Consider the following 15,906-nt stretch of genomic DNA (forward strand, 5'->3'; position numbering starts at 1 on the left):
AGTTAGTCGCTCGTGGTGCCCATGCGGAGGTCGACGTCGCCGGTGCCGAGGCGGACGGGCTTCCCGACGATGACGTTCTCGATGACGCCGTCGAGGTCGTCTGCCTCGCCGTAGATGGCGGCGTCGAGCAGGTGGTTCACCGTCACCTCGAATGCCGCACGTGCGAGCACCGAGTCCTTGTTGCCGGAGATCCCGTGGCGGCCGATGGACTGGATAGTGCCGTCGTTCGTCATGATGTCCGCGACGAGCATCAGGTGGCGGATGTTCACGTCGTCGAGACCCTGCTCTTCGAGCGTCGTCATCGTCTCGTCGATGATGGCCTCGCGGGCCGCCTCGATGCCGAGGGTCTTGTGGACCTCGTGGATGTTGTTACACGTCGTCCGGGAGGCGTCGACGCCCTCGATCTTGAGCGTCTTCTTGAACGCGGAGCCCTCCGTGTAGAGGACGAACTCCTCGCCGTTCTCCGTCTCCTCCTTGCGGATGACGACGCGGCTGATGTCCTCGATGCCCTTGAAGACGATTTCGCGGAGCTGCTCGACGAGCTGCAGGAGCTCGCGGTAGGACGGCTCCTCGGGGCCGAACTCGAGGACGGTCCCGCTCTGCGTGACCTTCACGCCGAGGTTGTCCTCGATGGTGTCCGCGATCTCGCCGGCGATCTCCGTCGTGCTGTCGACGGTCGGCCACCGCTCGGCGAGGGTATCCTCGTTCAGGTCGATGGAGACGACCATGTCGGCGACGTTCGTCGAGATGTCCCCGAGCGCGAGGATTTTCGTCGCCTCGATGTTCCAGACGACCTCGTGGGCGCGCTCGCGGTCGGTCGCATACTCGTCCTCGAGGTGAACGGTCATCATCGGCGTGTCCGGGTTCTTCCGGGCGTCGACGAGCTCGATGAGTCGCGGGAGACCCTGCGTGACGTCGATCTCCGCGACGCCCGCGTAGTGGAAGGTGTTCATCGTCATCTGCGTCCCGGGTTCGCCGATGGACTGCGCGCTCACCGTCCCGACGGGGTCGAGCGGGTCGACCCGCGAGGAGGTGTACTGGGCCTCGACGGCCTTCGCGATGTAGTTGGCGTTCTCGACGTCGACGCCCTCGCGGGCCTCGATGGTGTCGTACACTCGCTCCTTCAGCCGGCGCGGGAGGTCTGCGTCCTCCACGACGGCCTCGATGTCGTCCGTGATTTCGGTCATTTAGTCATCACCCTCTGCGCTCCACGTTTCGCCCTCCATCGTCCACGACTCGCCGTGCTCGGAGAGGTTCGTCGGCGGTTCGCGCTCGCCGATGAACTCCTCGAGCTCGGCCTCGCTCTCGAACTCGGACTCGAGGACGCGGTCGGCGATGCTGTCGACGTCGATGTCGTTCTCCTCGCCGGAGGCGACGCGGACGGGGCTGGTGCCGTCCTCGCCGAACTCGAACTGGACGATGGTGTCCGAGGTGTCCCGGACCGTACCGTCGTACTGCGTCTCGAGCTCGGAGAGCGCGTTGATGAGGCGGCGCTGGAGGTAGCCGGACTTCGACGTACGGACTGCCGTGTCGACGAGGCCCTCGCGGCCACCCATCGCGTGGAAGAAGAACTCCTTGGGGTCCAGACCGGACGTGTAGGAGCTCTCGACGAAGCCGTGGGCCTCCGCGGAGAGGTCGTTCGGCTTGTAGTGGCTGAGCGTGCGGTCCTCGTAGCCGCGGTTGATGCGCTCGCCGCGCACTGCCTGCTGGCCGACACAGCCGGCCATCTGCGTGAGGTTCAGCATCGACCCACGCGCGCCGGACTCGGCCATGACGACGGCCGGGTTCGTGTCGTCGAAGTGGTCGCCGGCGATGTCACCCGCGGAGTCGCGGGCCTTGCCGAGCGTCTGCATGATCTTCATCTCGAGGGTCTCGTCGACCGTCCGGCCGGGCAGGCTCTCGAGTTCGCCCGCCTGGTAGGAGTCGATGAGCTCCTCGACGCGCTCGTAGGCGTTGTCGATGGCGTCGTCGATGCGCTCCTGAGCTTCCGCGGAAATCGACTCGTCGTCGATGCCGATGGAGAACCCGAAGTGCATGATGGCGCGCATCGCGAGCGCCGCGACTTCGTTGATGAAGATGCGGGCGCGCGTCGCGCCGTACACCTTCATGATGGTGTCGACGATGTCGCTGCCGAACTCGCCGACGCCGTCCTCGTCGATAGTGCCCTCGATGAGCTGGCCGTCCTCGATGATGACGTCCTCGCCCGAACTCGACTTGAACTCGAGGTTGAGGTCGTCCGGCAGGAGTTCACTGAACAGCGTGTAGCCCGTCCAGTACTCGTTGCCGTCCTCGTCGACGCCGTCGGCCGGCGGGAGCTCGTCGATCCGAGTCTGACGGAGCAGGTCGAGTGCCTGCGTCTCGTTGAAGGACGGGTTGTCGTGCGTCAGGAGGTACATCCCGCTGATGTGGTCCTGAATCGCGCCGATAATGTTCCGTCCGAAACGCGGGCTGAGAATCTGCTCCTGCACGCGCATGAGGACGCGCGCTTCCGCACGAGCCTCCTCGTTCTGGAGGGCGTGCATGTTCATCTCGTCGCCGTCGAAGTCGGCGTTGTACGGCGGACAGACGACGGTGTTCAGCCGGAAGGTCTTGTACGGCATCACGACCACTTCGTGGGCCATGATGGACATCCGGTGGAGCGACGGCTGGCGGTTGAAGATGACGATGTCGCCGTCGATGAGGTGGCGCTGGACCTCCCAGCCCGTCTCGATGCGCTCGGCGAGTTCCTCACAGACCTTCTCGGTGACGCGGACGCGTCGGCCGTCGGGGCGCTTCACGTAGTTCGCGCCGGGGTGGCCCTCGGGACCGTTGCGGACGTACTGTTTCGCCCGCTCGATGTTCTGTTCGTTGACGACCATCGTCTGCGTCATCTCGCGCGCGACACGCTCGGGGACGCCGACCTCGTTCAGCGAGAGCGTCGGGTCCGGGCTGATGACGGTCCGGGCGGAGAAGTTCACGCGCTTCCCGGACAGACTCCCGCGGAAGCGACCCTCCTTGCCCTTCAGGCGCTGGCTGAGCGTCTTCAGCGGGCGGCCGGAGCGGTGGCGCGCCGGCGGCGTGCCGCTGATCTCGTTGTCCATGAACGTCGTGACGTGGTACTGGAGGAGCTCCCAGAGGTCTTCGATGATGAGCTGGGGCGCACCCGCCTCGCGGTTCTCCATGAACCGCTGGTTGATGCGGATGATGTCCACCAGCTTGTGCGTCAGGTCGTCCTCACTGCGCTGACCGTTGTCGAGCGTGATGGACGGCCGCGCCGTGACCGGCGGCACCGGGAGGACGGTGAGAATCATCCACTCGGGACGGGACTTCTCCGAGTCGACGCCGAGCACTTCGAGGTCCTCGCCCGGGATGTCCTCGAACCAGTCCCGGATGTCGCTCGGCATCAGCTTGTTCATGTCCTCCGTCGTGAGGTCGGCGCCGATGGCCTTCTCAATGGCCTTCCGGTCCTCCTCACGCGGGCGGAACTCGCCGCTCAGAATCTCGTTGATGCGCGAGATGCCGATGTCCGTCTCCTCGGCGAGCGCCTGCGGGCTGATGCCCGCGTCGTCCTCGTCGGGGTCCGGCTGCATCGCCGACGCGATACGCTCGGAGTAGTCCGAGGCGAGCACCTGCTGGACCTCGTAGTAGGTCGTCGGCTTCTCGTGTTTGACGTCGTACTGGGTCTCGCCACAGTACGGGCAGTTGGACTTCTTGCGCGCCTCCCGGATGGCGGCCTTCGTGACGTCGGAGACGTCCTGGCGGAGTCCGCGGGTCCGCTCGAGGTCCCCGAGGTACTCCTCCTTCTCGTCCTCCGTGAGGAGGAGTCGGCTGCAGTTCCGGCAGGTCCCCCGGAGGAGGCGTCGGATGAGCTTCGCGAACCCGACGTGAATGACGGGTGCGGCGAGCTCGATGTGGCCGAAGTGGCCATTACAGGAACCGCTGCGGTTCCCGCAGGTCTTACACTCGAGGCCGGGATCGATGACGCCGAGACGGGGGTCCATCAGCCCCATGTCGATGGGGAACCCGTCGTCGTCGTAGGTGTCGGCCGTGATGACCTTCGTTGCGCTCATCTCACGGTACTCCTCGGGGTCCATCAGCCCGAAGCTGATTTCGCCGATTTCCTTGGGTGACTGGCCTGTTGACATGGGTTAGACTGCGTCCTTCAGTTCGAGGCGCGGCGCGATGCCGAGCGCCTTCATCTCGTCGAGCAGGAGCTTGAACGCGTAGCTCATCTCGATGTTGTGCACGTCCGTCTCCTCTCCGCAGTTCGGACAGTAGACACGACGCTGTTCGCGGTTCTCGACGGCGGTCATCCCACAGTTCCCACAGATGTGGACGTACTCCTGGTCGGAGGACTCGAGGAGTCGCTCCTTGAGGACCATCGCCGCACCGTGGCCGATGACGGTGTCACGCTCCATCTCACCGAGACGGAGACCACCCTCGCGGGCGCGCCCCTCGGTCGGCTGGCGCGTAAGCACCTGCACCGGACCCTTGGAGCGGGCGTGAACCTTGTTCGAGACCATGTGGTAGAGCTTGTGGTAGAAAATGGTCCCGACGAAGATCTCGGCCTCGATCTTCTCGCCGGAGACGCCGGAGTAGAGCTGTTCCTTCCCGGAGGAGTCGAAGCCGTGGGTCTCGAGCGTCTCTCGGATCTCCTCCTCGTCCTCGCCGGTGAAGGCGGTGCCGTCGACGCTGCGGCCGTCGAGCGCACCCGCCTTCCCGCCGAGCATCTCCAGCACGTGACCGACCGTCATGCGCGACGGCAGAGCGTGCGGGTTCAGGACGAGGTCAGGCACGACGCCCTCCTGCGTGAACGGCATGTCCTCGTGCGGCGCGAGGTGGCCGATGACGCCCTTCTGACCGTGTCGGCTCGCGAACTTGTCGCCGAGTTCCGGGACGCGCTCGTCGCGCACCGAAACCTTCGCGAGTTTGCTGCCGTCCTCGCCCTCCATCAGCGTCACCGTGTCCACGACGCCGTCCTCACCGGAGCGCATCGTGACGGACGTCTCGCGGCGCTTCTGCGGGCTAAGACCCGCCATGTCGTCCGGCTCCTCGAGGAAGCGCGGCGGCGACGTCTTCCCGAGCAGGACGGAGTTCTCGTCGACGACCGTCTCGGGGTTCACGAGGCCGTCGTCGTCGAGGTGCGTGTAGGCGTCCTCCCCGCGCGAGCCACGGACGTCGTCGCCCGGGATCTCGAAGCGGTCCTCCTGCCCACCTGGGTAGCGGCGTTCCTCACCCTCGTAGGTGCGGAAGAAGTGCGAGCGACCGAGCGCGCGCTCGACCGACGCCTTGTTCATGACGAGGGCGTCCTCGATGTTGAAGCCCTCGTAGGACATGACGGCGACCGTAAAGTTCTGCCCGGCAGGCCGGTCGTCGTAACCGATCTGCTCGGTCGTCTGGGTGTTCACCATCGCCGACTGCGGGTAGTGCATGACGTGCTGGCGGGTGTCCGGCCGGATGCGGTAGTTCGCCGCCGGCAGGCCCAGACTCTGCTTCATCATCCCCGCACCCATCGTGATACGCGGAGAAGCGTTGTGTTCGGGGTACGGAACCATCCCGGCACCGATGCCGAAGATGAGCTGCGGGTCGATCTCGAGGTGCGTGTGGTCCTCGGTGAGCTCGTCGTCCTCGACGGCGACGAGGATGTCCTCCTCCTCCTCAGCGTCGATGTACTCGACCTTCCCCTTCTCGACGAGGTCCTCGAACTCCATCTCGCCGTTCTGGACGGCTTCGACCTCCTCGTCGGTGACGAGGGTCTCACCGTTCTCGACGACGAGGAGCGGGCGCCGGGCTCGGCCGGCGTCGGCGTTCACGATGACCTCGCGAGTACGGTCCTTCACCGAGACGTTGACCATCTCGGAGACGTCGCCCCGGCGGCGCGCTTCACGGATCTGCTCGGCGAGTTCGTACGGGTCCGGGTGGGTCCCGACGAGACTGCCGTTGACGTAGACTTTCGCCTCTCGTGCCTGACTCATGTGTTAGTCGTCCGCGGGCGTCTCCTGTCGCAGACCGGGCACTCCCTCCACGCCCATTGAGGAGAGTTCGGCTTTCAGTTCCTGTTCGTCGTCGACGTTCTGTGAGAGCTCCATCGCCTGCGCGAAGTTCTTCACGAGCCCACAGTTCGGTCCCTCCGGCGTCTCGGAGGGGCAGATGCGACCCCACTGGGTCGCGTGCAGGTCACGCGCTTCGAAGTGGGGCTGCGAGCGCGAGAGCGGGCTGCGAAGCCGGCGCAGGTGGCTGAGTACACCCATGTGGTCGGTCCGGTCGACGAGCTGGCTCACGCCGCTGCGGCCGCCGACCCAGTTGCCCGTCGCGATGGGGTGCTCAAGGCGCTCGGTCAGCACGTCGGAGCGCACGACCGTGTTCACGGTGAGCTGGCGGTTACGCATGTTCGCGCGCTCAAGCTGGTACTTCACGTCACGCGCGAGCTTGTTGAGCGCGGTACGGAAGAGGTCCTTCATGAGGTCGCCGCTGACCTTCAGGCGCTTGTTGGCGTAGTGGTCCTTGTCGTCGGACTCGCGCCGTCCGAGCGCGAGTTCGAAGCAGGCCTCGGCCATCCGGCAGAGGTAGTACGCCTTGTTGATGCGCGTCTCCTCGTCCTCGACGCCCTCCTCGTGGAGATGCGGGAGAAGGTAGCGGTCGATGACGTAGTTCGCGCGCTTGAGCTGGTAGTCCTTACCCTGCCCGGAGGCGACGCGCTTGCCGAGGGTCTCGATGGCCTCCTCCTCGGTCTGGACGTCGGCCTCCTCCAGGTTCTCCAGCATGAACTTCACGATCTCCGGGTCGTCGGAGACGCGGTGGACGATTTCCTCGTCGGACTCGAGGCCGAGCGCGCGCACGAGCGTCACAAAGTTGATCGAACCCGAGACGGACGGGAACGACACCTCGAGGATACCCGAGCGGTTGCGCTCACAGAGCACGAGCGCGCGGTAGCCGCGGCGCTGGCTGAAGGTCTTGGCGACCTGAATCTCGTCGCCGTACTTCGTGTCGTACTCCGCGAGAATCTTGTTCGGCGCGAGGTCCTCCGAGGTCATCAGCACTCGCTCGGAGCCGTTAACGATGAAGTAGCCGCCGGGGTCGGCGGGGTCCTCACCGATGTCGACGAGTTCCTCGTCGCTGAAGTCCGCGATGTTACACTTCGAGGAGCCGACCATGATCGGCATCCGGCCGACCTTGGTCTCGGTGGTGTCGAGGACCGTCTCCTCCTCCTCTTCACCGCCGCGCACGATGCTCATCTCCATGAATACGGGCGCGGAGTACGTGATGTTGCGGAGGCGGGCCTCCTGCGGATAGAGGAGTTCCTCGGACCCGTCAGCCTCGCGGACGCGCGGCGTCGTAACGCGCACGTCCCCGAGTTCGACGAACACGGGCTCCTGGTCCTCTTTGTCACCGATGTCCGTCTCGATGCGGCCCTTCTCGGTGACGACGTCCTGCATTCCCCGCTCGAGGAACGCGTTGAACGAGCGGTAGTGGTGTTCGGCGAGCCGTTCCTTCGAGAAATACGCTCTCGACAGTTGGCGTCGGTCTTCCTGTTGCATTATTCGATGACAAGTCGGTACACTATGGCTTCGTCCGTGGTTCGGGAGTCGCGGACAACCTTCACGACGTCGCCCGGCTCAGCGTCGTCCGGCAGAGCGGGGTCGCGACGCTTGAGCTTCGGGAGCGACGTTCGCTCGATGCCGTACTCTTCTAGGACGTCCTCTACCTCGTCCTCAGGGAGGACGGTGTGCTCGGGAACGAGTTCGTGTTGGCTTACGTCTACCATGGGTGCACCTGGGTGGGGGCAGAAGCGGCTCTCACGAGATACTACAGGCTCTTTCACAGGCATGAGGGTTAAGTCTTATCAAGGAGCCGTGCGCGTGCGAGTGGGTCCCGGCCGCGTCAACCCGTGACTATGAGGGGTGCGGAAAGAAAGTCTTAATTACTTCACCCGGCTACGAAGAAATGCGTCCGATGCCCGGATGGTGTAGTGGCCCATCATACGACCCTGTCACGGTCGTGACGCGGGTTCAAATCCCGCTCCGGGCGCTTCTCTGATACTCACGTTTGGTAGCGGTTAGATTCGCATCCGAGAATGCGGAGATGGTTCCGACGTTTACAGACAATCGTCTCACCGTTCTAGTCGTCTTTCGGCACCACTAGCCCTATGAGCATCAGCTAGGGTCGCGAGACGGGAGAGAACTGTCGGGTATCACGAAGAGCGAAGCACAGGCCCTCTCCCAAACCCCGGAACCGAGCGGCCCCAGCGTTACTCGCGCGAAGTTAGGTCGTACTCTTTCCCGGTTGCGACGTAGAGTAAGTCGCTGACGACCGTCCCAAGTTCCGGAAGTAGTCGGAGCAGGCCAACCGTAATTATCACGAGTGCAACGACAGAGAGCGACTGCGCGATGACGCGGTCAGCGATGTAGTAGGACGCCGCGTTCACCTGCGTCGGGCTGAAGACGAGCGCGACGAAGCGCTCCGCGAGCGGCCCGCCGAACCACTGGTTCCCGTGCGCGATGGCGATGAAGGTGACGCGAATGACGTTCAGCGCGTAGATGACGGGTACAGCAATGGACAACCCAAGCAGACGCCGGCGAACGGGAGCGTTCAGCGCGACGATGATACCTGCGACGAGCGAGATACTCCCGATTCCCGTGCACGCGAGCAAGACCTCAAGGAGATAGCGGTGGCCGTCGACCACGTAGAGGAACGCGTGCGGGAACCCCGTATGAGACGACTCGACAGTCGGGCCAGTGAGGACGTCCGGCTGATAGCCGAGGACGCGCTGGAGCCACGCGCTCTGCATCGTCGTCGCCGTGATGAGGCGGCGCGCGACCCAGTCAACGGTGAGGGCGGGGAGGTAGATGACACCCATGACTGCGACGGCGCGCGAGAGGACCATCAACGACGGACGCGACGCGTAGACGAGATAGCCGACGTATGCACATCCCGGAACTGCGGCCGCGATGAGGACGGTCTCGATGACGCTCTTCTGAACGAACCAGAAGTGCGGCACCAGAAGCGCCCAGAACACGGCGAACACCAGCCACGTTACGCCCGCGAGCACCCGAGCGTGCCGCTCGCGTTCGAACATACTGAGGAGAGCGCTCGCCGCGAACAACACGACGACGACCCACGCGAGCGTGTTCGTGGTTTCGAGCGCCATAGTGATAGCCGTTGATTGGGCGTTCGGAAGTATATGGATGACGGTCACGCGAGTCAGCCACGTTTTGAAACCGTCCAGCACGCCAGTCACGTAGACTACCCTCCTCTAAGAGCATAGCGGACGCCGCTATCACCGTAGACCGAGCGTTCGCTCAGTGCTGTCTCACGCCACTACCGTCAGCGATCGGTATCAGTGGTCGTGCAACACGAGCGAAACGCGCCGCTACGCGAGTAGCGTCGAAAGAAAGGAGAACGTCAAGTGACCGGTAACGCCGGTCAGTCGTTGTTGGCGTTAGTTGTCGCGGCGGAGCGCGAGGAGCGCAGCGCCAGCGAGCGCGACGAGGGCGAGGCCGGCACCGAAGCCGGGCGTACCGCCGCTCGTCGTGGACGTCGTAGTCGTGGAGGACGTCGTCGTGGACGTCGTCGTGGACGTCGTCGTGGACGTCGTCGTGGACGTCGTCGTGGACGTCGTCGTGGACGTCGTGGACGTCGTCGTGCCAGTGGACTCGACGATCACGCCGTCAACCTCATCGGAGGAGACGCCACCGGACTTCTTGGCGACTGCCGTGAAGTTGGTGCCGACCTCGTAGTCGCTCATGTCGAAGGTCGCCGTGAACGTCCCGTTAACCGTCACGTCAGAGGAGTTCGAGACGATGAAGGGCGACTGCTTCGAGTCGGAGCGGAGGGTGACCTTGATCTCGGTACCGGGCGCGTAGTTCGTCGTGCCCGAGACCTTCTGGTTCGCCTTGTTGGCGACCTCGATCGTGTCGTCGTTACCCGTGTTCAGCGAGATGTCGGGCGCCGCAGCAGACGTCATCGTGCTGACGAGCTGCGTCTTCTCGTTCTTCGGGACGAGGAGCGCGCCGGACTTGTCGCTCTTGCTGTAGACACGGAAGGACGCGTTGAACTTGTCACCGTCCTTCATCGCGAGACCCTGGTTCGTACCGGCGTTCCGGGTGAACTTCAGGTTCTGCGTGTTCGCGATGATGTAGAGGGTGTTGTTCTGAGCGTCAGCGACCGTGGAGATACCGGTGTAGCTCTGGAGAACCTTCGGATCGAGGTTCGGACCAGGGTTCGTCTGGTTGAGCGTGAACTCGTACTGGTTCGTCAGGTTCGCCAGGTTGCTGTCGTTCTCGTAGGCACCGAAGATGCCGGTGGCCTGAACCGCGAAGACCTGCGTGTCGCCGATGGCGACCTTGCCGGACTGCGTGAGCTCACCGTTCTCGACAGCGGAGAGGATGTCGCTCACGTCGGAGCCACTGTCGAGCGTGCTGCTCGGGGTGACCCACGACTGGATGCTGGTGGTCTGGCGGTTCTGGATGTAGAGCGTACCCAGGTTGTCCGGGTTGTTGAGCGTCTGGCTCGCGTTGACGTTACCGGCGCGGACCTGAAGGTCGTACGCACCGGAGCCGAGGAGCTGGCTCAGCGAGTTAGGCGTCTGGCTGTCGAGAGTCGCGTCGTCATCGTTGTCAGCCGTGTCAACGACGGAGCCGTTGACGTTACGGGCGGCGAGGAAGGTGTTGAACTCGACCGTAACCTTCCCGTCGTCGTCACCGTCCGAAACGGAGATGTTTGCGTAGTAGTTCGAGTCGTCGCCACCGAGGACCAGGTAACCCTGGTCAGCGTTGTTGAGCGTGACGACGATGTCCGCGATGTCACCGCGGGGGACCTGAACCGTGGACTTGCCCGTGGTGCTCTTCACGTTGGCCACGACGTCGCCGGCCTTCGTGATTTCGATGTTGTCAGATGCCTGTGCGGTGGTGTCCGAAGCCTGGAACGAGAAGTTCGCGGGGCCGACCTCGGAGTTGCTGGAGGTCGGCTTGAACGTCAGCGTACGCTCGCGGTTGAAGCTGGAGATCTGGAGGACGCTGTCGTTGTCCGGAGCGACCGTGGCCGTGCCACTGTAGCCGCTAAGGACCTTCTTGAGTTCCGAGCCGGAGAAGCTGTCGGAGGAGACGTTCAGCGTGTAGGTGTTCCGGTTGGACTTGACCTTCAGGTCGACGGATTCGCCCTGAGAGACGGAGTCCTTCTGGAAGTTAGCGCTGAGCGTCTGGACTGCGACCTGGAACTTGATGTTCTTGCTCGAACCGTTGAGCCAGTACTTGTTCGCGGAGAGGTCGGACGTGTCGACCCAGACCTGACCGCTGGCGTTCGCACCGTACTCGGAGATGAACTGGCCGTCAGACGCACGCGAGAGCGTCAGGTCCTCACCAGAGCCGTAGCCACCGAAGAGGACTTCTTGACCCTGGAAGAACGTCTTACCAGAGGTCGTGACAGCATCGGCACTACCGGTCGGCGACTTAGTGTCAACGCTGACCGTATCAACGACGACGTTCTGGAGCTCGAACGTACCATCAGCGTTCGTGTCCGAGGAGACCATCACGTCGTAGTTGCCCGTAGAGGACGGGGTCTTGACCTGCTTGACCTGGAAGGACACCTTGAGGGTGTCATTCTCAGCGCCGTTCGCGTCGTCCCACGTGATGTTGACGAAGTTCTGAGCGTAGTTAGTGCCAACGTTAGTTGTGTTGGTGTTGGCACCAGTAGACACGACCGTCTGGTCCGTGACGGTTGCGGAGCTCAGGTTGAGCTGACCGAATGAGAAGTTCGTGTACGCGTTCGTCGTGCCGTCAGACGTGTTGACGTTGTCAATTGTTGCAGTAACGTTGAAGCTATACGTCTCGGAAGTGTTGATGGACTGGTTCGGAACAACGCTACCACTCTGGAGCGTCGTCGGACCAGTCGCCGCAGCAGCCCCACCCGCGAACGTGGCGGCGCCTCCGAAGACGGAGAGCACCATGAGCGCGGAGAGGAAGACTGCGCGGACCTTGGAATTGGATCCTGTCATAGTTTGTTGTATGCTGGTTCGGCTTCGACATCGCTCCCGTCGACGGGTGCCGACGGTACTGAATGCGTCTGCCGGTCGGTAGGGGTACACCTCGTACAACTGTCGTCGCGGGTAAATACTTTGTGTTGTATTCGGTGCTCGACACCGTGAAATTGTGTGATTGTGTGCCACGATTCGCCCGTCAGACCGGTGAATGACGGCGTCTGGTGGATTGGTAGTATCTGTTCTTTATTCAGGGACAAATTCTCAGAGGCACATAAAGGCCGGAAGCTACAGCCATCGATTTCCCGGCCGGCTATCGGCGTCCTATGCACGCGAACGTTCAAGTACTGGGATGGGGCCACGAGGGGTCGTGCAAATTACTGGTTTCCTCCCAGCGGGCGAGGACCGCGGTATCGCGGGCCTCCCGATTCGCCTCGTCATCTCGTTCGTCGTCGGTACAGCCGTCCTCGGCGTGATGTTGAACATGGTGTCCGGCGTCGGCGCGTTGACGACGACGGAGCTGGACGCACGGCCGACGCCGGACGTCGTTCAGACTGGCGCGCAGACAATTACGGTCGAGACGGTGGAACCGAACGGGCAACCGGTCTCGGACGTCGCGGTCGTGCTGATGCCTGGGACGGCAGGTCTCGAAAGCGGTGGCCCGGTCGTGGCACGCACGGACGCGAGCGGCGTCGCGACGTTCGAGGTGACGCCGACGTTGACAGCGACACATGGGCAGGGGACACTCGAAATCGCCATCAAGCCGCCGAACGGGAACTACGCGGACCGTCGGGGGAACACGGACATCCTCGTGGTGCGCTAGTCCCAGTCGATCCAGTCTAGCTCCCAGCCGCGCCGTCGTTCGTGGTGTTTCTGTGCGTGTTCGCGGTCCTCGCGTTCGGTCCTGTTTCTGACGGGGACGCCGTGCTGTTCACCGTCGACGAGGAGCGGTGCGAACGCGACGGTGTCGCCTTCGGTGACGTCGCCGTCTTCGACGACAGCGAGTCGTTGCTCGCCGGTGCCGAGCGGCATGACGAGTCGGCCGTCATCGGCGAGTTGGTCACGGAGGGCGCGCGGGACGTCAACGGCGGCGGCTTCGACGAGAATGCGGTCGAAGGGTGCATACTCGGGGAGGCCGCGAGCGCCGTCGCGACAGTCGACGAGCGCGCCCGCGTAGCCGGCACGTCGGAGGTTGTCGCGGGCAGTCCAGACGACGCGGCGCGTGATGTCGACGGCGTGGACGTGCTCGGCGCCAACGATCTCGGCGAGGACGGCACTCGTGTAGCCGACACCGGCGCCGACGACGAGGACGTCGTGGCCGGGTTCGGGGGCGAGTGCTTGGAGGAGATGGCCGACGGTGCTAGGTGCGAGGACGCGCGTTCCGTACTCCTCGAAGTCGCGGTCGTTGTAGGCGCGGTGGTCGGCGTCGACGAACTCGTGGCGGGGGACGGCGCGCATCGCCTCGCCGACGGGTTCGGGGTCAACGACGCCCCGGAGTTCATGTTCGAGGCTGTCGACCATGCCGTCCCGGGCGGCGGCGTACTCCATACGTCTCAGTTAGCGTGGAGGGCCTTGAACTGTCCGACGACTCACTCGCCCTGCATCGGGACGAACTGGACGCCGCCGAGGTGGTCGCGCTCGACGCCGTCGTCGGTGACGTGGGCGAGGACGAGGTCCTGTGCGAGGTCGCCGACGGGGGCGAGCACGCGGCCACCGTTGCGGGTCTGCTCGATGACGGCGTCGGGTATCTCGTCGGCGGCGCAGGTGAGGTAGGCGGCGTCGTAGGGGGCGTACTCGGGCCAGCCGTCGTGGCCGTCGCCGTGACGGACGTGGATATCGCCGTAGCCGGCGTCGGCAAGGTTCTCGCGGGCGTCCTCGATGAGGTCGACGATGTATTCGACGCTGTAGACGTGTTCGGCGCCGACGAGTTCGGCGGTGACGGCGGCGTGGTAGCCACAGCCAGTGCCGATTTCGAGGACGTCTTCGCCCGCCTCGAGGTCCAGATGGTCAGTCATCACGGCGACCATGTGTGGGGCGCTGACGGTCTGGTTGTGGCCGATCGGGAGCGGGCGGTCGGCGTAGGCACTCTCCCGTCGGTCCTCGGGGACGAACTCGTGGCGGGGGACGGCGCGAATCGCCTCGGCGACGTCTTCGTCGATACCGTGGCGGCGTTCGAGGCGGTCGGCGAGGCGTGCTCGTTCCTCCTCGTACTCCATGTACGGGTGCGCGCGCGGCGCGAGTGAAAAAGTGGGGGCCGTGTGGTGGGGTGTCCCGCTATGCGGTTACCAGGCGGACCAGGCCTGTGAGGACTTGTCGATGCCGTAGATGCGCTTGACGTCCTTGGCGAGGACGGTGTCGCCTTCGTGGCCGAGTTTCTGGAAGTCGTAGTTGGCGACGGCGTCGTCACGGACGTGGACGGCTTCGACTTCGAACTCCTCGTCGCCGAACTCGTAGGTCTCGCCGATTGTGAACTCCTGGTCGCCGGGGAGCTGAAGGTCGAGACTGCGGGTGCCGTCGCCCTCGCCGTCGCGCGGGTGGACAGTGATAGGGACGGTGACGTTGTCCACGGCACGCGACCAGATGGTATCAATTTCGCCGGCGTCACTGCGTCCGACGCGCTCTTCGGGGCCGACTTCGATGGCGGTGACCCGAACCTGCATGATGACCTCGTCGGTCTCGAGGATGAACTCGTCGCCCTTCTCGACGCGTTCGTCGGCGGGCATCGCGACGGAGGCGGTGAAGGACTCGCCGTCCTGGGAGACGACGACGGTGGGTTCGACGGTGGTCTCGTCTTCGAGGGGTGCCTTGTGGGTGTGTCCGCATTCGGTGCAGCGGACGGTTGCGTTGCCGCCCCCGGTGGTGAGGATCTCGTGGACCGTCTCCTGGTCCGGGGAGCAGGACGGGCACGCGACCGGCGCCCGTTCGACGTGTTCGCTCATGAGTAGTGTAAGCGGCTCTAGCCGTAAAAACCCGTGGAGAGGGGGTGAGCGTTCGCGTGCGGGTGTCTATCTAGGGAGTCTCACTTCTTCGCCGTCCGCGTAGACCGTGGGGCTAGTAATGATGCCGTCGAGATGGATGGGGGCGTCGACGTCGCCACCGATGCCGGCGTCGTCGCCGATGGCGATGTGGACGGTGCCAGCGGCCTTCTCGTCGAGGAGGACGCTCCCGACGAGGTCGGTGACGGCGACGTTGGTGCCGATGCCGAGCTCGGCAAGGTTGTACGCGGCCTCTCCGACTTCCTCGGCGGCGGCCTCGACCTGCTCGCGGACGTCGTCGTCGCTGATCGCGGTGACGGAGCCGTCCTCGACTTCGAATCGGAGCCGCTGGTCGTCGGCGAGTTTCCCGTGGGGCATCATGGTGCCGTCGACGACGTAGGTTCCGGTCGCGGTTTCGGGGCTGACGAACACTTCGCCGGCGGGGAGGTTGGAGAAGTCGCCAGCCTCGTGGACCATCCCGGTGTCCTGTCGCCACGCCCTTTCGCCGGGTTCGAAAGTGATGTCGGTGCCGGCGTCGGTGGTGACGCGAATTTCGTCGGCGTCGCGGACCTGTGCGAGGACGTCCGCGCAGTGGCGCCGAATGGTGGCGTAGTCAGCATCAAGACCCGTCGTGAAGACGTCCTCGGTGATACCCGGAAGAGTGGCGCCGCGGGCGCCGGCGTCGTTCGCGCGGGAGCGCGCTCGCGTGTGTGAGAGACTCTTTGTTGTTGGCGCGAGGAAGGCGTCGGCCTCGCGGAGCGCGGCGGCGACGGGCGCGGGCGGTTCGGCGCCGTGCTGGTCGCCGGGCGGATAGCGCAGAATTGTGACGTCGTCGGTGACGTCGCGGGCGGCCTCGTAGAGCGCGTCGCCGATAGGGTGGCGTTTGTCGTCGGTGACGACGACGACGGTCTCGTCTTCGGTGATGCCGAGACACTGGACGATGGCGGTGTCCGCGGCCTCGCGAAGCGTGGGCATACG

The 15,906-nt window shown here is 64.5% G+C and carries 12 protein-coding genes and 1 tRNA gene; 2 read left to right on the forward strand and 11 right to left on the reverse strand.

Translation table 11 applies throughout. From position 1 onward, the window contains the following. Nucleotides 1-2: 2 nt before the first annotated feature. From rpoA2 to ACQUS8_RS06770, 5 genes are read right to left on the reverse strand one after another with little or no spacing between them, the layout of a single operon-like run. Nucleotides 3-1,187, reverse strand: coding sequence for a DNA-directed RNA polymerase subunit A'' (gene rpoA2 / locus ACQUS8_RS06750; protein WP_435098760.1), 1,185 nt, complete (start codon nucleotides 1,185-1,187; stop codon nucleotides 3-5). Continuing rightward, nucleotides 1,188-4,124 carry a DNA-directed RNA polymerase subunit A' gene (locus ACQUS8_RS06755; protein ID WP_435098763.1) on the reverse strand — a complete coding sequence of 979 codons (2,937 nt, stop codon included), beginning with the start codon at nucleotides 4,122-4,124 and terminating at the stop codon, nucleotides 1,188-1,190. Nucleotides 4,125-4,127: 3 nt separating this feature from the next. Then, complete coding sequence (gene rpoB / locus ACQUS8_RS06760) at nucleotides 4,128-5,954, reverse strand: DNA-directed RNA polymerase subunit B (protein ID WP_435098766.1); 1,827 nt, start codon at nucleotides 5,952-5,954, stop codon at nucleotides 4,128-4,130. A gap of 3 nt (nucleotides 5,955-5,957) precedes the next feature. Then, nucleotides 5,958-7,517 carry a DNA-directed RNA polymerase subunit B'' gene (locus ACQUS8_RS06765; RefSeq protein WP_435098769.1) on the reverse strand — a complete coding sequence of 520 codons (1,560 nt, stop codon included), beginning with the start codon at nucleotides 7,515-7,517 and terminating at the stop codon, nucleotides 5,958-5,960. Further along, nucleotides 7,517-7,744: a DNA-directed RNA polymerase subunit H gene (locus tag ACQUS8_RS06770; RefSeq protein WP_123074353.1), complete on the reverse strand. Its 228-nt coding sequence runs from the start codon at nucleotides 7,742-7,744 to the stop codon at nucleotides 7,517-7,519. Before ACQUS8_RS06770 ends, ACQUS8_RS06765 begins: the two co-directional genes overlap by 1 nt. Nucleotides 7,745-7,934: 190 nt before the next feature. Here ACQUS8_RS06770 and ACQUS8_RS06775 point away from each other — a divergent pair. Next, nucleotides 7,935-8,007 (forward strand) — tRNA-Asp (locus ACQUS8_RS06775). 220 nt (nucleotides 8,008-8,227) lie between these two features. On the opposite strand, the gene artA is transcribed toward ACQUS8_RS06775, so the two are convergent. Together artA and ACQUS8_RS06785 are read right to left on the reverse strand one after the other, a co-directional pair. After that, on the reverse strand, nucleotides 8,228-9,127 hold the full coding sequence (gene artA, locus ACQUS8_RS06780; RefSeq protein ID WP_435098773.1) for an archaeosortase A: 900 nt from the start codon (nucleotides 9,125-9,127) through the stop codon (nucleotides 8,228-8,230). 291 nt (nucleotides 9,128-9,418) lie between these two features. Continuing rightward, nucleotides 9,419-11,971, reverse strand: a complete 2,553-nt coding sequence (locus tag ACQUS8_RS06785; RefSeq protein ID WP_435098776.1) for a BGTF surface domain-containing protein — start codon at nucleotides 11,969-11,971, stop codon at nucleotides 9,419-9,421. Between the two features lie 352 nt (nucleotides 11,972-12,323). On the opposite strand from ACQUS8_RS06785, the gene ACQUS8_RS06790 reads away from it, so the two are divergent. After that, nucleotides 12,324-12,776 carry a DUF7382 domain-containing protein gene (locus ACQUS8_RS06790; RefSeq protein WP_435098779.1) on the forward strand — a complete coding sequence of 151 codons (453 nt, stop codon included), beginning with the start codon at nucleotides 12,324-12,326 and terminating at the stop codon, nucleotides 12,774-12,776. On the opposite strand, the gene ACQUS8_RS06795 is transcribed toward ACQUS8_RS06790, so the two are convergent. The 4 genes from ACQUS8_RS06795 to ACQUS8_RS06810 form a co-directional block, all read right to left on the reverse strand. Continuing rightward, complete coding sequence (locus tag ACQUS8_RS06795) at nucleotides 12,773-13,501, reverse strand: protein-L-isoaspartate O-methyltransferase family protein (RefSeq protein WP_435098782.1); 729 nt, start codon at nucleotides 13,499-13,501, stop codon at nucleotides 12,773-12,775. The genes ACQUS8_RS06790 and ACQUS8_RS06795 overlap by 4 nt on opposite strands. Before the next feature lie 41 nt (nucleotides 13,502-13,542). After that, entirely contained in the window at nucleotides 13,543-14,169 is a 627-nt protein-coding gene (locus ACQUS8_RS06800) for a protein-L-isoaspartate(D-aspartate) O-methyltransferase (RefSeq protein WP_435098785.1), read from the reverse strand. 66 nt (nucleotides 14,170-14,235) lie between these two features. Then, a complete protein-coding gene (locus tag ACQUS8_RS06805; protein WP_435098788.1) occupies nucleotides 14,236-14,892 on the reverse strand; it encodes an HVO_0476 family zinc finger protein in 657 nt (218 codons plus the stop codon). Nucleotides 14,893-14,958: 66 nt separating this feature from the next. Continuing rightward, nucleotides 14,959-15,903, reverse strand: coding sequence for an aminopeptidase (locus tag ACQUS8_RS06810; RefSeq protein WP_435098791.1), 945 nt, complete (start codon nucleotides 15,901-15,903; stop codon nucleotides 14,959-14,961). Between the last annotated feature and the right edge of the window lie 3 nt (nucleotides 15,904-15,906).

The sequence above is a fragment of the Halarchaeum sp. P4 genome (assembly GCF_051195175.1).
GTDB lineage: Archaea > Halobacteriota > Halobacteria > Halobacteriales > Halobacteriaceae > Halarchaeum.

Coding starts and splice junctions, on each gene's coding strand:
- rpoA2 (WP_435098760.1), bottom strand. CDS start 1,187: ATGACCGAAATCACGGACGACATCGAGGCCGTCGTGGAGGACGCAGAC.
- ACQUS8_RS06755 (WP_435098763.1), bottom strand. CDS start 4,124: ATGTCAACAGGCCAGTCACCCAAGGAAATCGGCGAAATCAGCTTCGGG.
- rpoB (WP_435098766.1), bottom strand. CDS start 5,954: ATGAGTCAGGCACGAGAGGCGAAAGTCTACGTCAACGGCAGTCTCGTC.
- ACQUS8_RS06765 (WP_435098769.1), bottom strand. CDS start 7,517: ATGCAACAGGAAGACCGACGCCAACTGTCGAGAGCGTATTTCTCGAAG.
- ACQUS8_RS06770 (WP_123074353.1), bottom strand. CDS start 7,744: ATGGTAGACGTAAGCCAACACGAACTCGTTCCCGAGCACACCGTCCTC.
- artA (WP_435098773.1), bottom strand. CDS start 9,127: ATGGCGCTCGAAACCACGAACACGCTCGCGTGGGTCGTCGTCGTGTTG.
- ACQUS8_RS06785 (WP_435098776.1), bottom strand. CDS start 11,971: ATGACAGGATCCAATTCCAAGGTCCGCGCAGTCTTCCTCTCCGCGCTC.
- ACQUS8_RS06795 (WP_435098782.1), bottom strand. CDS start 13,501: ATGGAGTACGCCGCCGCCCGGGACGGCATGGTCGACAGCCTCGAACAT.
- ACQUS8_RS06800 (WP_435098785.1), bottom strand. CDS start 14,169: ATGGAGTACGAGGAGGAACGAGCACGCCTCGCCGACCGCCTCGAACGC.
- ACQUS8_RS06805 (WP_435098788.1), bottom strand. CDS start 14,892: ATGAGCGAACACGTCGAACGGGCGCCGGTCGCGTGCCCGTCCTGCTCC.
- ACQUS8_RS06810 (WP_435098791.1), bottom strand. CDS start 15,903: ATGCCCACGCTTCGCGAGGCCGCGGACACCGCCATCGTCCAGTGTCTC.